This is a genomic window from Streptomyces sp. NPDC046349 (assembly GCF_055587885.1).
The window spans coordinates 15131-31607 of record NZ_JBVJFK010000010.1; the positions used below are offsets into that span (position 1 = coordinate 15131).

General features: G+C 72.4%; 14 protein-coding genes. 1 reads left to right on the forward strand and 13 read right to left on the reverse strand.

The genetic code is table 11. The features are described from left to right. Positions 1-12: 12 nt before the first annotated feature. Positions 13-1383: an NAD(P)/FAD-dependent oxidoreductase gene (locus tag ACZ6JS_RS23425; RefSeq protein ID WP_469300586.1), complete on the reverse strand. Its 1371-nt coding sequence runs from the start codon at positions 1381-1383 to the stop codon at positions 13-15. 309 nt (positions 1384-1692) lie between these two features. Next, the gene (locus tag ACZ6JS_RS23430) at positions 1693-2403 is read right to left on the reverse strand and encodes a hypothetical protein (protein ID WP_469300588.1); all 711 of its coding nucleotides are present in this window, start codon (positions 2401-2403) and stop codon (positions 1693-1695) included. Positions 2404-2750: 347 nt separating this feature from the next. Between ACZ6JS_RS23430 and ACZ6JS_RS23435 the strand changes: the two genes are divergently transcribed. After that, entirely contained in the window at positions 2751-4025 is a 1275-nt protein-coding gene (locus ACZ6JS_RS23435; RefSeq protein ID WP_469300589.1) for a DUF1266 domain-containing protein, read from the forward strand. A 240-nt stretch (positions 4026-4265) separates the two neighbouring features. Here the strand turns inward: ACZ6JS_RS23435 and ACZ6JS_RS23440 are convergent, their stop codons facing one another. The 11 genes from ACZ6JS_RS23440 to ACZ6JS_RS23490 form a co-directional block, all read right to left on the reverse strand. Further along, positions 4266-4730 (reverse strand): GNAT family N-acetyltransferase, encoded by a 465-nt coding sequence (locus tag ACZ6JS_RS23440; RefSeq protein ID WP_469300591.1) that lies wholly within the window; start codon positions 4728-4730, stop codon positions 4266-4268. Positions 4731-5170: 440 nt separating this feature from the next. Further along, positions 5171-5620 carry an SRPBCC family protein gene (locus ACZ6JS_RS23445; protein ID WP_469300592.1) on the reverse strand — a complete coding sequence of 150 codons (450 nt, stop codon included), beginning with the start codon at positions 5618-5620 and terminating at the stop codon, positions 5171-5173. Between the two features lie 291 nt (positions 5621-5911). Further along, positions 5912-6877, reverse strand: coding sequence for an LLM class F420-dependent oxidoreductase (locus ACZ6JS_RS23450; RefSeq protein ID WP_469300594.1), 966 nt, complete (start codon positions 6875-6877; stop codon positions 5912-5914). A gap of 36 nt (positions 6878-6913) precedes the next feature. Further along, on the reverse strand, positions 6914-8284 hold the full coding sequence (locus ACZ6JS_RS23455) for a mycothione reductase (RefSeq protein ID WP_469300596.1): 1371 nt from the start codon (positions 8282-8284) through the stop codon (positions 6914-6916). A 9-nt stretch (positions 8285-8293) separates the two neighbouring features. Next, positions 8294-8635 carry a DUF3253 domain-containing protein gene (locus tag ACZ6JS_RS23460; protein ID WP_469300597.1) on the reverse strand — a complete coding sequence of 114 codons (342 nt, stop codon included), beginning with the start codon at positions 8633-8635 and terminating at the stop codon, positions 8294-8296. Then, on the reverse strand, positions 8635-8967 hold the full coding sequence (locus ACZ6JS_RS23465) for a DUF6479 family protein (RefSeq protein ID WP_469300599.1): 333 nt from the start codon (positions 8965-8967) through the stop codon (positions 8635-8637). The genes ACZ6JS_RS23460 and ACZ6JS_RS23465 overlap by 1 nt, the downstream gene beginning before the upstream one ends. Before the next feature lie 207 nt (positions 8968-9174). Then, the gene (locus tag ACZ6JS_RS23470; protein WP_469300600.1) at positions 9175-11355 is read right to left on the reverse strand and encodes a catalase; all 2181 of its coding nucleotides are present in this window, start codon (positions 11353-11355) and stop codon (positions 9175-9177) included. A gap of 152 nt (positions 11356-11507) precedes the next feature. Further along, positions 11508-11747, reverse strand: coding sequence for a hypothetical protein (locus ACZ6JS_RS23475; protein ID WP_469300602.1), 240 nt, complete (start codon positions 11745-11747; stop codon positions 11508-11510). A gap of 195 nt (positions 11748-11942) precedes the next feature. Beyond that, positions 11943-13664 carry a thiamine pyrophosphate-dependent enzyme gene (locus ACZ6JS_RS23480; protein WP_469300604.1) on the reverse strand — a complete coding sequence of 574 codons (1722 nt, stop codon included), beginning with the start codon at positions 13662-13664 and terminating at the stop codon, positions 11943-11945. A 19-nt stretch (positions 13665-13683) separates the two neighbouring features. Further along, positions 13684-15267, reverse strand: a complete 1584-nt coding sequence (locus ACZ6JS_RS23485) for an FMN-binding glutamate synthase family protein (protein ID WP_469300606.1) — start codon at positions 15265-15267, stop codon at positions 13684-13686. A gap of 71 nt (positions 15268-15338) precedes the next feature. After that, complete coding sequence (locus tag ACZ6JS_RS23490) at positions 15339-16334, reverse strand: magnesium and cobalt transport protein CorA (RefSeq protein ID WP_469300607.1); 996 nt, start codon at positions 16332-16334, stop codon at positions 15339-15341. Positions 16335-16477: the final 143 nt, after the last annotated feature.

Genomic DNA, 16477 nt, shown 5'->3' on the forward strand with positions numbered 1-16477 from the left:
GCCGCCCGTCTGTCAGCTGCCTGCGGCGGCCGTTGCCGTGCGGGCCCGGACCTCCTCCGGGGTGAGGTAGTGGTCCGTGTACTCGAAGTCCCGCAGCGTCCCCGGCTTGTACGTCTGGAAGCCGGTCCGGACGAAGTCGTCGCCGGCCACGGCGTTCAGGAGCCAGTTCGTCAGCACCCGGGTCTTGGCGGCGCCGGTGCGCAGGGCCGCCCAGTGGTAGCCGCGGGCGACCGCCTGGGCGGGCATTCCGCGCAGGCCGATGCCGAGGGGCCGCGAGACGCCGTCGCGGCCGCCGAGGTCCACGACCAGTCCGAGGTCCTTGTGGGCGTAGGAACGCAGCGGCGTGCCCCGCAGCGCGGCGACGACGTTGTCGGCGGCGACCCTGCCCTGGCGCTGGGCGTGCTGTGCGGTGGGCGGGCACACCGCACCGTCCCCGCCGCCGGCGAGGTCGGGCACCGCGGCCGCATCGCCGAGCGCGTACACGCCGTCCGCTCCCGGCACCCGCAGGTCCGCGGCGACCACGAGCCTGCCGCTCTTGGCGGTCTCGGCGCCCAGCGTGGCGATGAGCGGGCTCGCGGCGACGCCGGCCGTCCAGATGAGGGTGCGGCAGGGCAGCACGCGCCCGTCGGTGAGGGTGACGTCCTCGGGACCCGCCTTGGCGACGGAGACGCCGAGCGAGACCTCGATTCCGCGGCGGCGCAGCACGTCGAGGGCGGCCCGGCCCAGCCGGTCGCCGAGCTCGGGCATCAGTTTCGGGGCCACGTCCACGAGGTGCCAGCTGATCTCGCGCCGCTCCAGCCGGGGGTAACGGCCTACGGCGTTGGCGGTGAGCCGCTCCAGGGACGCGGCCGTCTCGGTGCCCGCGTAGCCGCCGCCCATGACGACGAAGCCCAGCCGCGAGGCCCGTTCCGAGGAGCCCGGTGCGGCGGCGTCGGCCAGGTCGAGCTGGGCGATCACGTGGTCGCGCAGGTGCGCCGCCTCGGCCAGCGTCTTCATGCCCCGGCCGTGCTCGGCCAGGCCCGGGATGTCGAAGGTGCGGGTCACGCTCCCCGGCGCGAGCACCAGATGGTCGTACGGCTGGTCCACCAGCTCCCCTGTGATCTTCCGGACGACGCAGACCTTGGCCCGGGTGTCGACGCCCACGGCCCCGCCGGGCACGATCCTGGTCCGGTGGCGGCGACTGCGGCGCAGCGACACCGCCACGGACTGGGGAGTGAGCACCCCGGAGGCCACCTGCGGCAGCAGAGGCAGGTAGAGCTGGTAGGAGAACGGAGTGACCAGCATGATCTCCGCCTCCCCTGGTGACAGCGTCCGCTCCAGTCGGCGTACGCAGGCGACGCCGGCGAAGCCCGCGCCGACAACCACAATCCTCGGTCGCGCCATGGTGTCCGTCCCTCCTCGGGTGTACGGGTCCCCGGTGCGCCTTCCCCGCCGGACCGATGCATGCACACCGTAGGCGGGACGGGTCCCGCCGGACGGCCGGGACGCCTCTACGGTTCGGCCTCATGGGAGACCTGGTGTTCACAGTCCAGGCTGATGGGGCCGGTACCGGGGCCGACTCGCCTCCAGGTCGCCGGCGGCGAGCGGAGAACGGATAGCGGCTGCCGGTACGGGCGGTGCCCGACACCCGTACCGGCAGCGGCCGGAACGTCCTCGCCCGAGGCAGACCGCCCGCGGCCGGGTCCGGCCGGGTCAGGAGGCGGCGGACGCGTAGTGGTCGGCGTACGTCCGAAGTCGGGGAGCGAGCGGGTTCTCGGCGCCCGCGGAGTGCATCTGCCCCCACAGCTCGTTCTCCACGACGAAGCGGTACGCGAACTCCTCGAAGGTGTCGGCACACCGCATCAGCGAGGAGGCCACCGCGACCCGGGCCTCCTCGTTCGGCTCCCCCTCCGCCCACCAGCCGGCGGACTCCAGTTCGATGTGCGAGAAGACCACGAACGCCTCACCCGAGGGGCGCAGGTACAGGTACCAGATGACGCAGTCCTGCTGGTCGCGCAGGAACCGTACGAGGCGGGCGCCCTCCTCGACCGGGCTGTGCAGCGGACCGGAAAGGTGGCTCCAGCAGGCCGTCACCGACACCTCGTCGAAGGCCCGGCAGAGGCGCTCGCTGCCGTAGAAGGCGGCGAAGCCCTCGGGGAGCACCAGTCCGGCCTCGGCCAGTTCCCGTCCCACGGACTCGAGATGGTCGGTGTGCTCGGAGCGCGGCCCGCCCGCCCCGCCCAGCCAGCCGAACCCGCCGTCGAGGTCCGCGGCCTCCAGCGGCGGCAGGCTCTCCAGGGGGTACACCTCGTAGGTGTACGCGCACGGCCGCAAGCTCCCCAGGTCCGTGGCGCACCAGCCGGTGGGGAAGGGTACGGCCGCGGCGTCGGCTGCGGACCCGGAAACGGAAACAGGAACGGACATGGAGAACCCTTCAGAAGGTGGCCGGTTCAGCGGTATGCCCGCATCCTCGCCCCCGCCACTGACAACGGCCGGCTTCGTCGACCGCCTTCGGCAGATGCAGCGACCCCTCCGGTCCGCACCGGACCCGGCGGAGGAGGGCAGGGCCCGGGGCGCCCGCCCGCCGAAGGCCTCTCACCACGGTGTTTCGGCGGACGTGCCGACACCGGCTGGGCGTCCGCCGGGCCGGTCGGCCACGAATCGTGCGGACCGTCGCCCGTGGGGTCCGGAGCCGCGCCACCTCGCACCGGCCGCCCGCACCGGCCGCCCGCACCGGCCGCCCGCACCGGATCAGCCTTTAGGGTTCACCCATGAGTTTGACAACAGGTCACGAGGGAGGAGCCCTGCCCGGTCCGACGGCATCGGCACGGGGCTGGCAGGCACCCAGCGCGGTCGAGCGGGGGCTGTACGAGGCGAAGGCGCGCGGCGACTGGCCCGCCTACTACGATCTCGTCGCCCGGGCCGACCTGTACATGATGCAGTCGCGGGCGTACGTCGACGCGAACGCGGGCAACACCCGCTTCCACCCCTACTGGAACCCGCAGACCCGGACCGCGTGCCTGGCCGTCTACACCGGCGGCATGCTGCCACCGCCCGTCGCCGACCCGGTCTACAACTGCTACGACCTGGGCTGGTTTGCCGAAGTCTGGAACGAGAACGACCCGCCCTACCTCGTCGTCAACCCCGGCAGTCCCTGCGAGGGCGTTCTGCCGGCCGGGCCGGAGGGCCGCGCCCTGTGGCAGCGTCACTCCGCGCCGGTCGAACGGCCGGGGCTGGCCCAGGACGTCGTCCACACCCTGGAGGTGGGCGGCCCCCGCACCGGCCCCGTCGCCTTCGGTCTGGCGGTCGGCGCGCACATCAACGTGCGCAACGGGCGCTACTGGAACTCGATGGCCTACCACGGCTGCGGCTACCGCGGCGAGAAGCGGACGCTGGAACGCTGGTGGGGCGTCACCACCCGCGGGGACTGGCAGGACACGCAGGAACAGCTGCTGCGCGCCGGAATGGTCAGCGGGGTATGGGAGTTCGCCCTGCAACTTCGCCGCTCCATGGCCCTGGACTTCGCGGGCCCCGTCGACGTCGACCACTGGCGCCAGGCCGCGGGGAACGCGCTGCGCCGGCGATCCGAGGCCGCCGCCGCACCCCGTCTGACCACGGACGGCGTCACCCCGGGCCGCTCGGTCTCCGCCGCGGAACTGGAGGGTCAGGTGACCGGCGTTCAGCGGCTGATCGGCCGCATCGCCCGCTACGAGGCGCGGTTCCGCGCCGACGGCCTGCTGCCCGAGGGGGGCTTCGTCCGGAGCGTCGAAGCCTGGGACTACGGCCGGGCCTCCGGCATGGCCCGCTGGGGACTCGCCGCCCGCCTGTGCTCCCTGCAGGAGGCGGAGTCTGCCGTGGTCAGCGCCGGCCGTCTCGTCCAGCTCAACTACCGCTCGTGGGAGGACTTCTCGGCCGCCTACATCCTGGGCCGCTGCCTCCACTTCGACGAGGAGGAGTTCGGCGAGTGGTACGAGACGGCCCTCGCGACCCACCGTGCCCTGACCACGGACCCGGCCAGCCCGTGGCGCACGCTCCCATGGACCTGAGAATCCCGGGCTGCGGCGCCACAACGCGGCGCCCGCCGACACGTGGTGACACAGCTTCAGCGCGGCACTGTCGATCTCCTGCGCCGGCGTGCCCCTGAGGAACGGTCACAACCGGCGGAGGCCTCCCTCCGCCGGACTCGCGGCAGGGGCGCACCGCCCGGCGGTCGCGCCGGCCGCCGCCGGGGCCGGGGCCGGCGGCCCCGGGAGGCACTCGGATGGTGGGAGACGCTCCGCCTGGTTTCAAAGGCTGAAGCGGAACATGTGCAGCGTCCATGACGGCTCGGCGGTCGGCTTCGTCGCGTACTGCACCGCGCCCATCGCTGCGTAGAACGGAGCCGCGTTCGGATCCGAGGCGATGATGAACTCCGATCGCCCGAGCCCGCGCGCGGTCCGGACCGCGTGCTCCCAGAGAAGTCTGCCGTAACCCTTGCCGATCTCGCCGGCGTCGACGAAGAGCCTGTCCAGGAGGAGACCGCCGCCCTCCTCGGTGAAACTGTAGAAACCAGTGATTCTGCCGTGCTCCTCCAGGACGAACACCGGGTTGCTCCGGACGTAGGCCTCCGGAATCGCCCGTGCCCCACCAGCCCAGTCGAAGTAGCCCGGCGGGTAGCCCCAATGGGTCGACGAGCGTTCCTGGAGCCTTTCGAGCCCGCCGGCCTCGGCGGGCTCGGCGCGTCGGATTCGCCGGGCGCCATGGGTTGCCACTGCAAGGGACCGCCCTTCTCCATCGGTACCGGACATTGTCGACCGTCATCGCGGTCACCGCAGGCATGCCGCTGCGCGTACGCCGAGCAGGCCCCCGCAGCCGCGTGGGCGGGCCGGCGGGGGTCACCGTGCTCCGCAGCGCCTGGAGGGACGGTGCTTGACCGCACCATCACGGCGCAGCCGACCACGCGGCGGCCGCGTCGCCGGCCCTGCGCCCGGGCCACCCGGTCCTCCGGAGCCGGCGCCGCCGATCGGGACCGTCGGCGCGGGAGGCCGCGGGGGCGCGGTGCAGAGGTGCGACCGCCGCCCCCCTCGACCTGATCGTCCGCGGCCGGCCGTGCCGGGGGCACCGGCTCCCTTCGGGCGGCCCGATCGCACCACGTCCGAGGTCCGGCGCACCGGCGGTGGCCGGGGCCGGACCTCGTCGTGGGCGCGGGGTGTCAGACCTGGCCGCGCCAGGCTCCGGAGGCGGTACCGCGGTCCTCGATGAAGTGCTTGAAACGCTTCAGGTCACCCTTGACCTGCCGGTCGACGAAGCCGAGCTTGTCCCCGATGTTCTCCGCCATCCCCTCGGGGTCGAAGTCCATCATCAGGGTGATCTGGGTATGGGACGGATCGATCGGCTCGAAGGTCACGAGGCCGGACTGCTCGCCCTCTCCACCGACCGTGACCCAGGCGACCTTGGTGTCCGGGATCTGCTCGGTGATCTCCGCGTCGAACTCCCGCTCCACACCGGCGATCTTCGTCACCCAGTGCGTCATCGTGTCCGTACGCTGCTCGATCCGCTGCACACCGTCCATGAACTGGGGGAACGACTCGAACTGCGTCCACTGGTCGTACGCGGTGCGGACCGGGACATTGACCTCGATGGTTTCCTTGACCTGCGACATGTCCAACCTCCTGGTGTGTGTGGGAGCCCGCACCCGGCGCGGTCACCGCCGCTTCACGGCCCTGGGGTGGGGCACTCCATCGGTGCCCTGCCTTCGCGCGCCTGCCCCGCCCCGCCCGCGGTACTCTCACCGAACGAGCCGTCTTGCTGAGCCACACGGCCCGCCCCGCTCGCCCCTCCCCACCCTGCCGTGCCCGTCGGCGGCGCCCCGGCCTCGCCGTGCCGCACGGCGCGTCAGGCCGCCCCAGGGGCCCGCCGGTGCTCGGCCCGGCCGCTGCTCACGGTGCCGTTGTCACAGTCGGGCCAGAGCCGGCAGCAACGTGGCCTCGGACCAGGCGAGGAAGGATTCCTGCTGGTCCCCTCCGATCTGGACGAGGGCGACTTCGTCGAATCCGGCGTCGACGTAGGGGCGTACGGCGTCGACGAAGGCGTTCACGTCGTCGCCGCAGGGGATGGCGTCGGCGACGTCCTCGGGCCTGGTGTGCTGTGAGGCTTGGGTGAATCCGGCGGGGCCGGGGAGTTCCGCGTTGACCTTCCAGCCGCCGAGCGCCCAGCGGAACTGCGCATGGGCCCGTTCCACTGCGGCATCGCGGTCGGGGTCGTAGGAGACCGGGAGCTGACCGACGCGCGGTTTGCCCGTGCCGCCGTGCGCGTCGAACGCGGTCAGCAGCTCCTGCTTGGGTTCGGTGGCGATCAGCAGGTCGCAGGACGTGCCCGCGATCTCGCAGGACCGTTCTCCGGAGACGGCGATGCCCATCGGAGGCGGGTCGTCCGGGAGGTCCCACAGTTTGGCGTTCTCGACGTCGAAGTGGGTGCCGTGGTGGGTGACGTAGCCTCCGGCGAACAGAGAGCGGATGATCTCCACGGCTTCTTCGAGCATCTCGAGGCGCACGTGGGCGGCGGGCCAGCCGGTTCCCACGATGTGCTCGTTGAGGTTCTCGCCCGAGCCCAGGCCGAGCCGGAAGCGTCCCTCGGACAGGAGCTGCATCGTGGCCGCCTTCTGGGCGATCACCGCGGGGTGGTAGCGGAACGTCGGGCAGGTCACGTACGTCATGAGCGGTATCCGGGAGGTGGCCTGCGCGGCGGCGCCCAGGACGCTCCAGGCGTACGGGGCGTGTCCCTGGGCGTCCAGCCAGGGGAAGAAGTGGTCGGAGATGACGGAGAAGTCGAATCCGGCCCGCTCCGCCCCCATCACGTGCCCGACGAGTTCCCTGGGCCCGGCCTGCTCGGTCATCATCGTGTATCCGATTTGCACCATGTCGTGCGCCTTACCGCTGCGGGGCCCCCGAAACGCTCACCGGTCGAGGTCGCGGAGAGCGTTCTCCACGACCTCGGTCAGCGCGGGGTGGATCCAGTACGGGGAACCGGCGAGGGTGGCGGCGTCGATGCCGAGGGTCAGGGCCACGACGAGGGGCTGGATGAGAGTGGCGGCCTGGGCACCCATGAGGTGGGCGCCCAGGAGGCGGCCGGAGCCGGGTTCGGCGAGCACCTTGCAGAAGCCGGTGGTGTCCTCCATGGCCCAGCCGTAGGCGGTGTCGGCGTAACCGGCGGTTCCCGCCGCGTAGTCCAGGCCCCGGTCGCGGCACTGGCGCTCGGTGAGACCGACCGACGCGATCTGCGGCTGGGTGAAGACGGCCGCGGGCACCTGCTCGTGGCCGCAGGTGATCAGGTCGTCCGGGTGGCGGAGGTTGTGTGCGACGACCTCCGCCTCACGGTTGGCGACGTGCTTGAGGGGCACCGGCGTGCAGATGTCCCCGAGGGCGAAGACGCCTTCCGCGCTCGTGCGCTGGTGCTGGTCGACGATCACGCGGCCGTCGTCATGGGTGGCGACGCCGGCCGCTGCGAGATCCAGGCGGTCGCTGTTGGGGATCCGGCCCACCGCGACGAGCAGCGTGTCGGCCTCGGCCGTCGATCCGTCGTCGAGGGTCAGCCTCAGCGCGCCCGGGCTGCCGCCGACCCTCGTGAGCTCCCGGCCGAGCCGGAGGTCGTAGCGGGGCCGGACCAGCTCGGTGAACCGCTGGGCGACCGTCTCGTCCTGCGGGCCCAGCAGGCTCTGCTCCTTCTCCACGATGGTGACGGCGCTGCCCGTCTCGGCGAACACCTCGGCGAGTTCCGCAGCGATGTAGCCGCCGCCGAGGACCGCCAGGCGCCGTGGCGGGTCGTCGATGCGCATGACGGTGGCGGAGGTTTCGTACGGCAGGCCCGAGTCGGCCACGGCCGGGGGGACCAGCGGTCGGCCGCCGGCGGCGATGACGACCTGGTCGGCGCCGACGTCGAGGGTGCCGCCGTCGGAACGTTCGATCCGGAGGGTCCTCGGTCCCGTGAACCGGGCCCGGCCCTCGTACACGGTGATGAAGTCCTGGCCCTCGCGGCCCAGACGGCCCTTCTCGCGTTCGGCGTCCAGCCGCCGGAAGACCCGGTCGCGCGCGGCGCGCCAGCGCACCCCACCCGCTTCGGCGTCCACGTCGTAGGTTCCGGCTTCTCGGACCGTACGGGCCACCTCGGCGGTGTAGGCGAGCATCTTGCTCGGGATGCATCCGGCGTTGAGGCAGGTCCCGCCGAACCAGCGCTCCTCGACGACGGCCACGTCCAGGTCCGCGAACGAGTCGTCGACGACGGCGTTTCCGGATCCGGCGCCGATGACGACGAGATCGTGGTGACGCATGGGGCCCGCCTACGCCGACGCGCCGTCGGCGCGCTTCGTCCGCCGGCGGGCGCGCCGTATGCGGATGGGACCGCGCGCTGCGGCCGGATCGACCGTGCGGCCGCCCTGGGTGATCTCGACCTCGCCGGCCGTGACCAGTCGGCGGGCGGCCCGCCGGGTGGGCTCCATGAGGTCGCGCCAGCCGTCGTCGCCCCCCTCGTACACCGCTCGCGCGGCGTCGGAGGGGCAGATCGTCGCGGTCGGGCCGCGGTGCTCGAGCAGATTCAGTATGGCCTGCTCCAGGTGCCGGCCCGTCGTCTCCTTCTGGTCCCGGCGGTCCCTGCGGCGGTCCTTCCGGCCGGCACCCGTCATCACCGGTTCCCCTCTTGGGGGCCGTCGCCGCCCTCACGACGGGAGCCGAGGTTCCCGTAGCCCTTCATCTCGTGCGGTGACAGCCTGCCGCCGTCCTCGGGGAACGCCTGGGGGTCGGCCTCGCGGGGTTCTTCGACGTGGTGGGCCCGCCGGGCCGTACGCCGGGAAGGCGCGCCCGGGGGCGGCTCCGCGGCGCGGCGCCGGATGCCCCACCAGACGGCCGCGATGAGGAGCAGGGCGACCACGACGCCGACGGCCAGGAGTCCGGTGCCGGCCGCGCCGGCGGAGAGCTGTTCGGATGGGTGGAAGGAGGACAGGTACAGGTCTGTCATGGTGTTTCCCGCCTTTCGGAAGGTGCTCCGGCTGTCAGCGGCGTCTGCCCCCGCGTCCGCGGGAGAAACGGACCTCGCCCCCGTTTCGCAGGGCGTTGCGCCGGGGCCGGCCGGGGCAGCCGCCGGTCACATCGGGGCGGCCGCCGCCCACCCGGCCGCCGCCCGCCCTGGTCTCCCGAGCGGTGCACGTCGCTGTCCTGAGGTGGCTCAGGCCGCGGGCGGGAAGCGGTCCCATGCGCGGTGCCGGGCGAGCGTGGCGACGACGGCGTCCAGGGCACCGGTGGCGTCGTCCGCGAGGGCGACTCCGGGGGCGGAACTGTCGACGGCGGCGGCGGCGAGCAGCCGGTCGGCGCCGTTCCAGCCGCCGAGGGGCTTGCCGTGCCGGTAGGCCTCCGTCAGCAGGAGCAGCACCCGGGGGTCGGGATCCTGCGGCGCCGGCGTTCCCGCCTTGGCGTCCCGGGCCCCCAGGGCGTCGGCCGCGGCTCCGGGTGCGCCGGAGAACAGCAGGGCGTCGAATTCGACGGAGCGGGCCGTGGCGTAGGTGCGTTGGACGGGCAGCGGGTCGCCGTCGCCGTCGAGGGCGCCGCCGGTCGGTGCGATGACGAGGGGGGTCATGCCGGTGTCCTGGATCGCCTGCCGGACCCTGCGTACGCCGTCGAGGTCGGCCGCCGTGTCCGCGACGATGCCGATCACGCGGCCGTCCGTCGGCCAGGTCCCGCCCAGCTGCGAGAGGGCGGGGCTGGGGTCGGCCGCGGCGAGCGGCACGCCGGCGGCAGGGGCCGGCAGCCCGAGTCCCTCGGCGACCGCGGCGCACAGGTCCGGGTCGATGTTCGCCAGCACCTCCAAGGTGCGTTCCTTCACGGTCTGCGCCTGGCACTTGTTCAGCTCGAAGGTGTAGGCGGCGATGACGTGTTCACGCTCGGGCGGGGTCATGCTGAGCCAGAACAGGCGCGGTTGGCTGAAGTGGTCGGAGAACGAGGCCGGTGCCGCACGGACCTTGCGCGTCTCGGGGAGGGCTACGGGTGTTTCGACGAAGGCCGCGGTGTCCGTTCCGGCGAGGAAGGGGCAGCCGCCGTCGAGGCTGTTGGGACGGTACGGCGCGACACCCGTGTGCACCGCGGTCTGGTGCATGCCGTCCCGGAGCATGTCGTTGACGGGGGCGTGCGTCCGGTTGACCGGAATCTGGCCGAAGTTGGGGCCTCCCAGCCGACTGATCTGCGTGTCGAGGTACGAGAAAAGGCGTCCGGCGAGCAGGGGGTCGTCGGTGACGTCGATGCCGGGTACGAGGTGGCCGGGATGGAAGGCGACCTGTTCGGTCTCGGCGAAGTAGTTCGTGGTGTTGGCGGTCAGCGTCATCAGACCGATGGGCTGGACCGGTGACAGCTCCTCCGGGACGATCTTGGTCGGGTCGAGGAGGTCGATGCCCTCGAAGGCCTGCTCCGGGGTGTCCGGGAAGACCTGGATGCCCAGCTCCCATTGCGGGTGGGCGCCGGCCTCGATGGCGTCGTGCAGGTCGCGGCGGTGGAAGTCGGGGTCCACCCCGGCTATGAGCTGGGCTTCTTCCCAGGCCAGGGAGTGCACGCCCAGCCTGGGCTTCCAATGGAACTTCACGAGCGCGCTGTCGCCGGCCGCGTTGACCAGGCGGAAGGTGTGGACTCCGAAGCCCTCCATCATGCGGTAGGAGCGCGGGATGCCCCGGTCGGACATGTTCCAGAGGGTGTGGTGGGTGGCTTCGGTGTGCAGGGAGACGAAGTCCCAGAACGTGTCGTGTGCGGACTGGGCCTGGGGGATCTCCCGGTCGGGGTGCGGCTTGCCGGCGTGGATGATGTCGGGGAACTTGAGCGCGTCCTGGATGAAGAACACCGGGATGTTGTTGCCGACGAGGTCGAACGTGCCCTCCTCGGTGTAGAACTTCGTCGCGAACCCGCGGGTGTCCCGCACCGTGTCCGCCGAACCGCGCGAGCCCAGGACGGTCGAGAACCGTACGAAGACGGGGGTCTCCACGTCCTTGCCGAGGAAGGCGGCCTTGGACACCTCTCCGGCCGTGCCGTACCCCTGGAAGACGCCGTGCGCGGCCGCGCCACGGGCGTGCACGACCCGCTCGGGGATACGCTCGTGGTCGAAGTGGGTGATCTTCTCGCGCAGGTGGTGGTCCTGGATGAGGACCGGCCCCCGCTCCCCCGCCTTGAGGGAGTGGTCGGTGTCGTAGAGCCGTGCGCCCTGGGCGGTGGTCAGGTACGCCCCGCTCTGCGAGAAGCGGGCCGGGGCGGCTCCGGTCGGCTGACCGGTGGGGCTCACCGTCTCGGGTCCTTGCTGGTCCGGAGCGGGCGGTAGCGGCTCCACGGGCTGCGGGGACCCGGCGGTGCTGTCGGACTTTTCCGTGGCCATGTTCTCTCCCTGGAGGGGGCAGGGGGCAGGGGGTGGGGGCGGTGGTTCCCCTCCGCTGCGCCTGCCCCTCTGGACCGGGATAAACCGAAATGGCCGAGCTTGCTGCGTTCTGTGCTGCCAAAGGTGGGGCCTGCGGGACGGGCGCACGGCCGTCAGCCGGGTATGGGATGCCATTGCGCGAGCCTGAGCATGGCGTCGTCGCGGCGCCTGCTCCTCCGGTGCGCGAGAGGTTCCGGATCGCGGGCGATGTCGGGGCTGTGCAGCGCCACGAGCCGGACCTGCTGCAGATCGGCCACGTAGCGGCGCGCACCGACGGCGCCCGGACGCCGTACGGCCTCATCGATGAGGGACGGCATCTGATGGGCCGGGGCCAGGTGTGCGCGGGCCGGCACGCGTACGGGTCCGGCCCCGGTCGCGTCCTCCAGCGCATCGCTCCGATCCTCGGCGGCACCACCGGACGCCGACCTGGTCGGCCGGCCCTGTCCCCCGTCATCCTGCCCGAGGCCCCCGCTCGTCGCCCGTCTGACACGGCGTAGCGGGGGCCCTGGACCGGCGCCCGGACCGGGCGCCGGTGGTGCTGCGGGCCGCTACCGGCCGGGCAGGATTTCCTTGGCCTTGGCGACGGCGAAGCCCCAGCCCTGGGCCAGGGTGGGCTTGGCGGGGACGGCGATCTCTTCGGGGTTGGTCAGCACGTCCAGGAGGACCGGTCCGGGGGTGGCCAGGGCGCGGCGGACGGTCTCGTCGAGCTCTGCCGGGTCGGTGAGGCGGATGCCGGTGACGCCCAGGGCGGTCGCGACGGCCGCGAAGTCGGGGTTGTCGAGTTCGGTGCCGAATTCGGGCAGCCCCACCTGCTCCTGCTCCAGCTTGATCATGCCGAGGCGGCGGTTGTCGAAGACCACGAGCTTCACGGGGAGCCGGTAGGTCTTGATGGTCATGAGGTCGCCGAGCAGCATGCTCAGTCCGCCGTCCCCGCAGAAGGCGACGACCTGGCGCTCGGGTGCCCAGAGCTGGGCGCCGAGGGCCTGGGGCATGGCGTTGGCCATCGAGCCGAGGTTGTAGGAGCCGAGCAGGCGCCGGTCCGCGTGCATGGTGACGAAGCGGGAGAGCCACACGGTGGCCATTCCGGTGTCGGAGGTGAAGACGGCGTCGTCGTCGGCGTGAGCGTCCACCGCGGCGGCCAGCGCCTCGGGGCGGATGTCGTGGTCGCGGTTGTCCAGGGCTGCGCGCAGCCTCCTGGCGGGCCGGTGCTCCCGGACCGGGTCGGCCAGCCGCAGCTGTCGCTCCCGCCAGGCGGCGAACCGTTCGACGGCGTCGTCCAGGTGCGTACGGTCCCGGCCGGTCTCGAGGAGCGGGAGGAGTGCCCGCAGCGTGGCGCCGACGTCACCGGCCAGGCCCACGTCCACGGGCGTGCGGCGTCCCAGGTGCTCCTCGCGGGTGTCCACCTGGACGACCTTGGCGTCCTGCGGATACCAGTCGCGGTAGGGGAAGTCCGTGCCCAGCATCAGGAGGGCGTCGGCCGTGTCGAAGGCGTGGGCGGCCGCGGGATTGCCGATGAGGCCCGTCTGTCCGGCCTGGAAGGGGTTGTCCCCTTCGAAGCCCTCTTTGGCCTTCAGCGTCAGGACCATGGGAGCGGCCAGTGCTTCGGCGGCCCGCAGGACGTCGGCACGGGCGCCGCGTGCTCCCCGGCCGACCAGCAGGGTGACCCGGGAGGCGGCGTTGAGCAGGTCGGCGGCGCGCGCCAGGGAGGGGTCGTCGGGGCGGGTCACGGCGCGGTCCAGGGCGAAGCGTACGGGCCGGTCCTCGGGCACCTCCTGGTCGCCGAGGTCGCCGGGAACGGTCAGGACGGCGACGCCTCCGCGGGTGACGGCGGCCCGGACGGCGGTTTCGAGCGCGCGCGGCATCTGGTCCGGGGAGGTGACGGTGGCCCGGTGGACGGCCACGTCACGGAAGAGCAGGTCGTTGTCGACCTCCTGGAAGTAGTCGCTGCCGATCTCGGCGAGGGGAACCTGGCCGCAGACCGCGAGGACGGGCGCGCGGCTTTTGGCGGCGTCGTACAGACCGTTCAGCAGGTGCACGGAGCCCGGTCCGACCGTGCCCATGCACACCCCGAGGGTTCCGGAGAGCTGGGCCCGGGCGCCCGCCGCGAAGGCCGCGGCCTCCTCGTGCCGGCACCCGATCCACTCGAGGCCGTCGGTGGTGCGGATGGCCTCGGTCAGCGGGTTCAGTGCGTCCCCGACGACGCCGAAGACGTGCCCGACGCCCAGTTCCTGGAGTGCGTCGATGATGACCCGGGCGACGGTGCGTGCCATGTGGACCTCCGGTGCGGGTTCAGCGGGTGAAGCGGTCGGGATCGGCCGCCGACCAGTCGGTTGCCCACGATCGGGGCGGGGATGCCAGGAGCTGTCCCGGTGCGAGCCACTCGTGGAGTTCGGCGTAGGAGCGGACGGTGTGCGGGTCGACGCGCTGGAGCAGCATGTGCGGGCGCAGGCCGTGGGCGTCCTCGACGCCCATCGCGGCCATGATTTCGCGGGCACTCCTGACGGTGGCTTCCTGGTACCGGCGGACCCGTTGCGCCTTGTCGCCGACGTCGAGGGCGCGGGCGCGCCGCCCGCTCTGGGTGGCGACGCCCACCGGGCAGGTGTTGGTGTGACAGCGCTGCGCCTGTATGCAGCCGACGGCGAACATCATGGCGCGGGCGGCGTTGGTGTAGTCGGCTCCCTGGAGCAGTCGCTTGACGATGTCGCCGCCGGTGGCGACCTTGCCGGCGGCCCCCACGCGAATGCGGTCGCGCAGGCCCGTGCCGACCAGCGCGTTGTGGACGGTCATCAACCCCTCGCCGAGCGGCAGTCCGACGATGTCGGCGAACTCCAGGGGTGCCGCGCCCGTGCCGCCTTCGGCTCCGTCGACGACGATGAAGTCCGGGGCCGTATTCTCCTCCAGGGCGGCCCGGCACACGGCGAGGAACTCACGGCGTGAGCCGACGCACAGCTTGAAGCCGACCGGTTTGCCGTCGGCCAGTTGCCGCATCCGGGCCAGGAAGCGGACCAGCTCGCGCGGCGTGGAGTACACGCGGTGATAGGGCGGGGAGACGACCGTGCGCCCCTGCGGCACCCCTCGTACCCTGGCGATCTCCGCGTTGACCTTGGCACCGGGCAGGACGCCGCCCACCCCGGGCTTGGCTCCCTGGCTGATCTTCAACGAGACCGCTTTGACGTGCGGGTGAGCGGCCTTGCGGGCGAACTGACGCTCGTCGAAGCCGCCGTCGTCGGTCCGGCAGCCGAAGTAGCCGGTACCGATCTCCCAGACGAGGTCCCCGCCGGGCCGCAGGTGGTGGTCCGACAGGCCGCCCTCGCCGGTGTCGTGGGCGAAGCCCCCCAGCTGCGCGCCGGTGTTGAGCGCCAGGATCGCGTTGGCCGACAGGGAGCCGAAGCTCATCGCGGAGACGTTGAGCAGGGCCATGTCGTACGGCTGGGTGCAGTCGGGGCCGCCCACGCGGACCCGCGGTGTCCCGGTGGACAGGGGGCGCGGTGCCATCGAGGGGGCGAGGTATTCGCTGCCGGCCGCGTACAGGTCGCGTTCGCTGCCGAACGGTTCCTCGGCGTCGGTTCCCTTGGCCCGCTCGTAGACGAGGCTGCGGGTCTCGCGGTCGAAGGGGCGGCCGTCGAAGTTCCGTTCGATGAAGTACTGCTGGATCTCGGGACGCAGCGCCTCCAGCGCGAAGCGCATGTGCCCGAGGAGCGGATAGTTGCGCAGGATGGAGTGGCGGCGCTGCAGGACGTCGTGGAGCGCCGTGAGCAGGAGCAGCAGCAGGGGCGCGGCGGCGGCCCACCACCAGGGCGATTCGGTGAGGGCGGCAGCGACCGCGGCGCCCGCGGCGGCGCCTGGGAGCAGCAGGGGAAGTATCGTCAGCACGCACCGCTTCTGTCCCCGCTCCGGCCCGCCATTCGCCGGCCCTGGGCTCCCGGGGCGACCTCAACCTGGTCCTACAGCCAGCCGTTGCGCCGGAAGGCACGGTAGAGGCCCCCTGCAGCGAGCGCCATGAGAGCGATGGCGAGCGGGTAGCCGTAGGTCCAGCCGAGTTCCGGCATGTGCTCGAAGTTCATCCCGTACACGCCGGCGACCATCGTGGGGACCGCGAAGATCGCCGCCCACGCGGAAATGCGTCGCATGTCGTCGTTCTGCCAGGTGCCCACGCGGGCCTGCTGTGCGCCGAGGACCGAGTCGAGCAGTTCGTCCAGGGTCCGCACCTCCAGGTCCGTGCGGTGCAGGTGGTCGGCGACATCCCGGAGGTACGGGGCGATCTCCGGGTCGGTGTACTCCTTGGCCGGGCCGCTCAGGAGGCCTTGGGCCACCGGGACGAGCGGCTGTACGGCGTCGCGGAACTCGCGGACTTCGCGCTTGAGGGAATAGATGCCCTCGGTGTGGTCCACGCGGGAGGTCGAGAAGACTTCGTCCTCCAGTCGGTTGAGGGTGGCGCGTACCCTGCGCGCGGCGTCGCTGTACGCATCGACGGCGGCGTCCAGGACGGCGTGCAGGACGGCCCACGGGCCGAGGCGCAGCATGTTCGGGTCGCCGTGCAGCCGCCGGGCCGCCTCGGTGCAGGGATCGATCGGCCCGTGGCGCACCGTGAGGATGCTGCGGGGACCCGCGAAGACCATGACGTCGCCGGTCTCCACGGCGGTGCCGTCCTCCACGTAGCGGAGGGTCTTGAGCGCCACGGCCAGGACGTCGCCGAACCGCTCGCTCTTCGGTCGCTGCCGCCCATGGAGCGCGTCCTCGACGGCCAGCGGGTGCAGGTCCAGCTCCTCGGCCAGCCGGACCAGCTCGGCTTCCGACGGGTCTGCCACGCGCACCCAGGCGAACTCGCCGTCGCCCAAGGTCCGCAACCGCTTGAGAGCGGCCTGGCATGTGTCTTCCGGCAGCTCGCACTCGACATGCTCCGACAGGCCTGAGGTCTGGTCGTATATGACGCAATCCATGGTCCGCGCATGCTTCACCAGCCCCGTTTCATGCGTCCGCACCGACGTCCGCGCCTGCTGCGGCATGCCGTTTCATGCCGGCCTGTCCTGGTTCATGCCATTTCGTGTCGTGGGAGGACCGGAGCCTGCGCCGACTCGTGGGT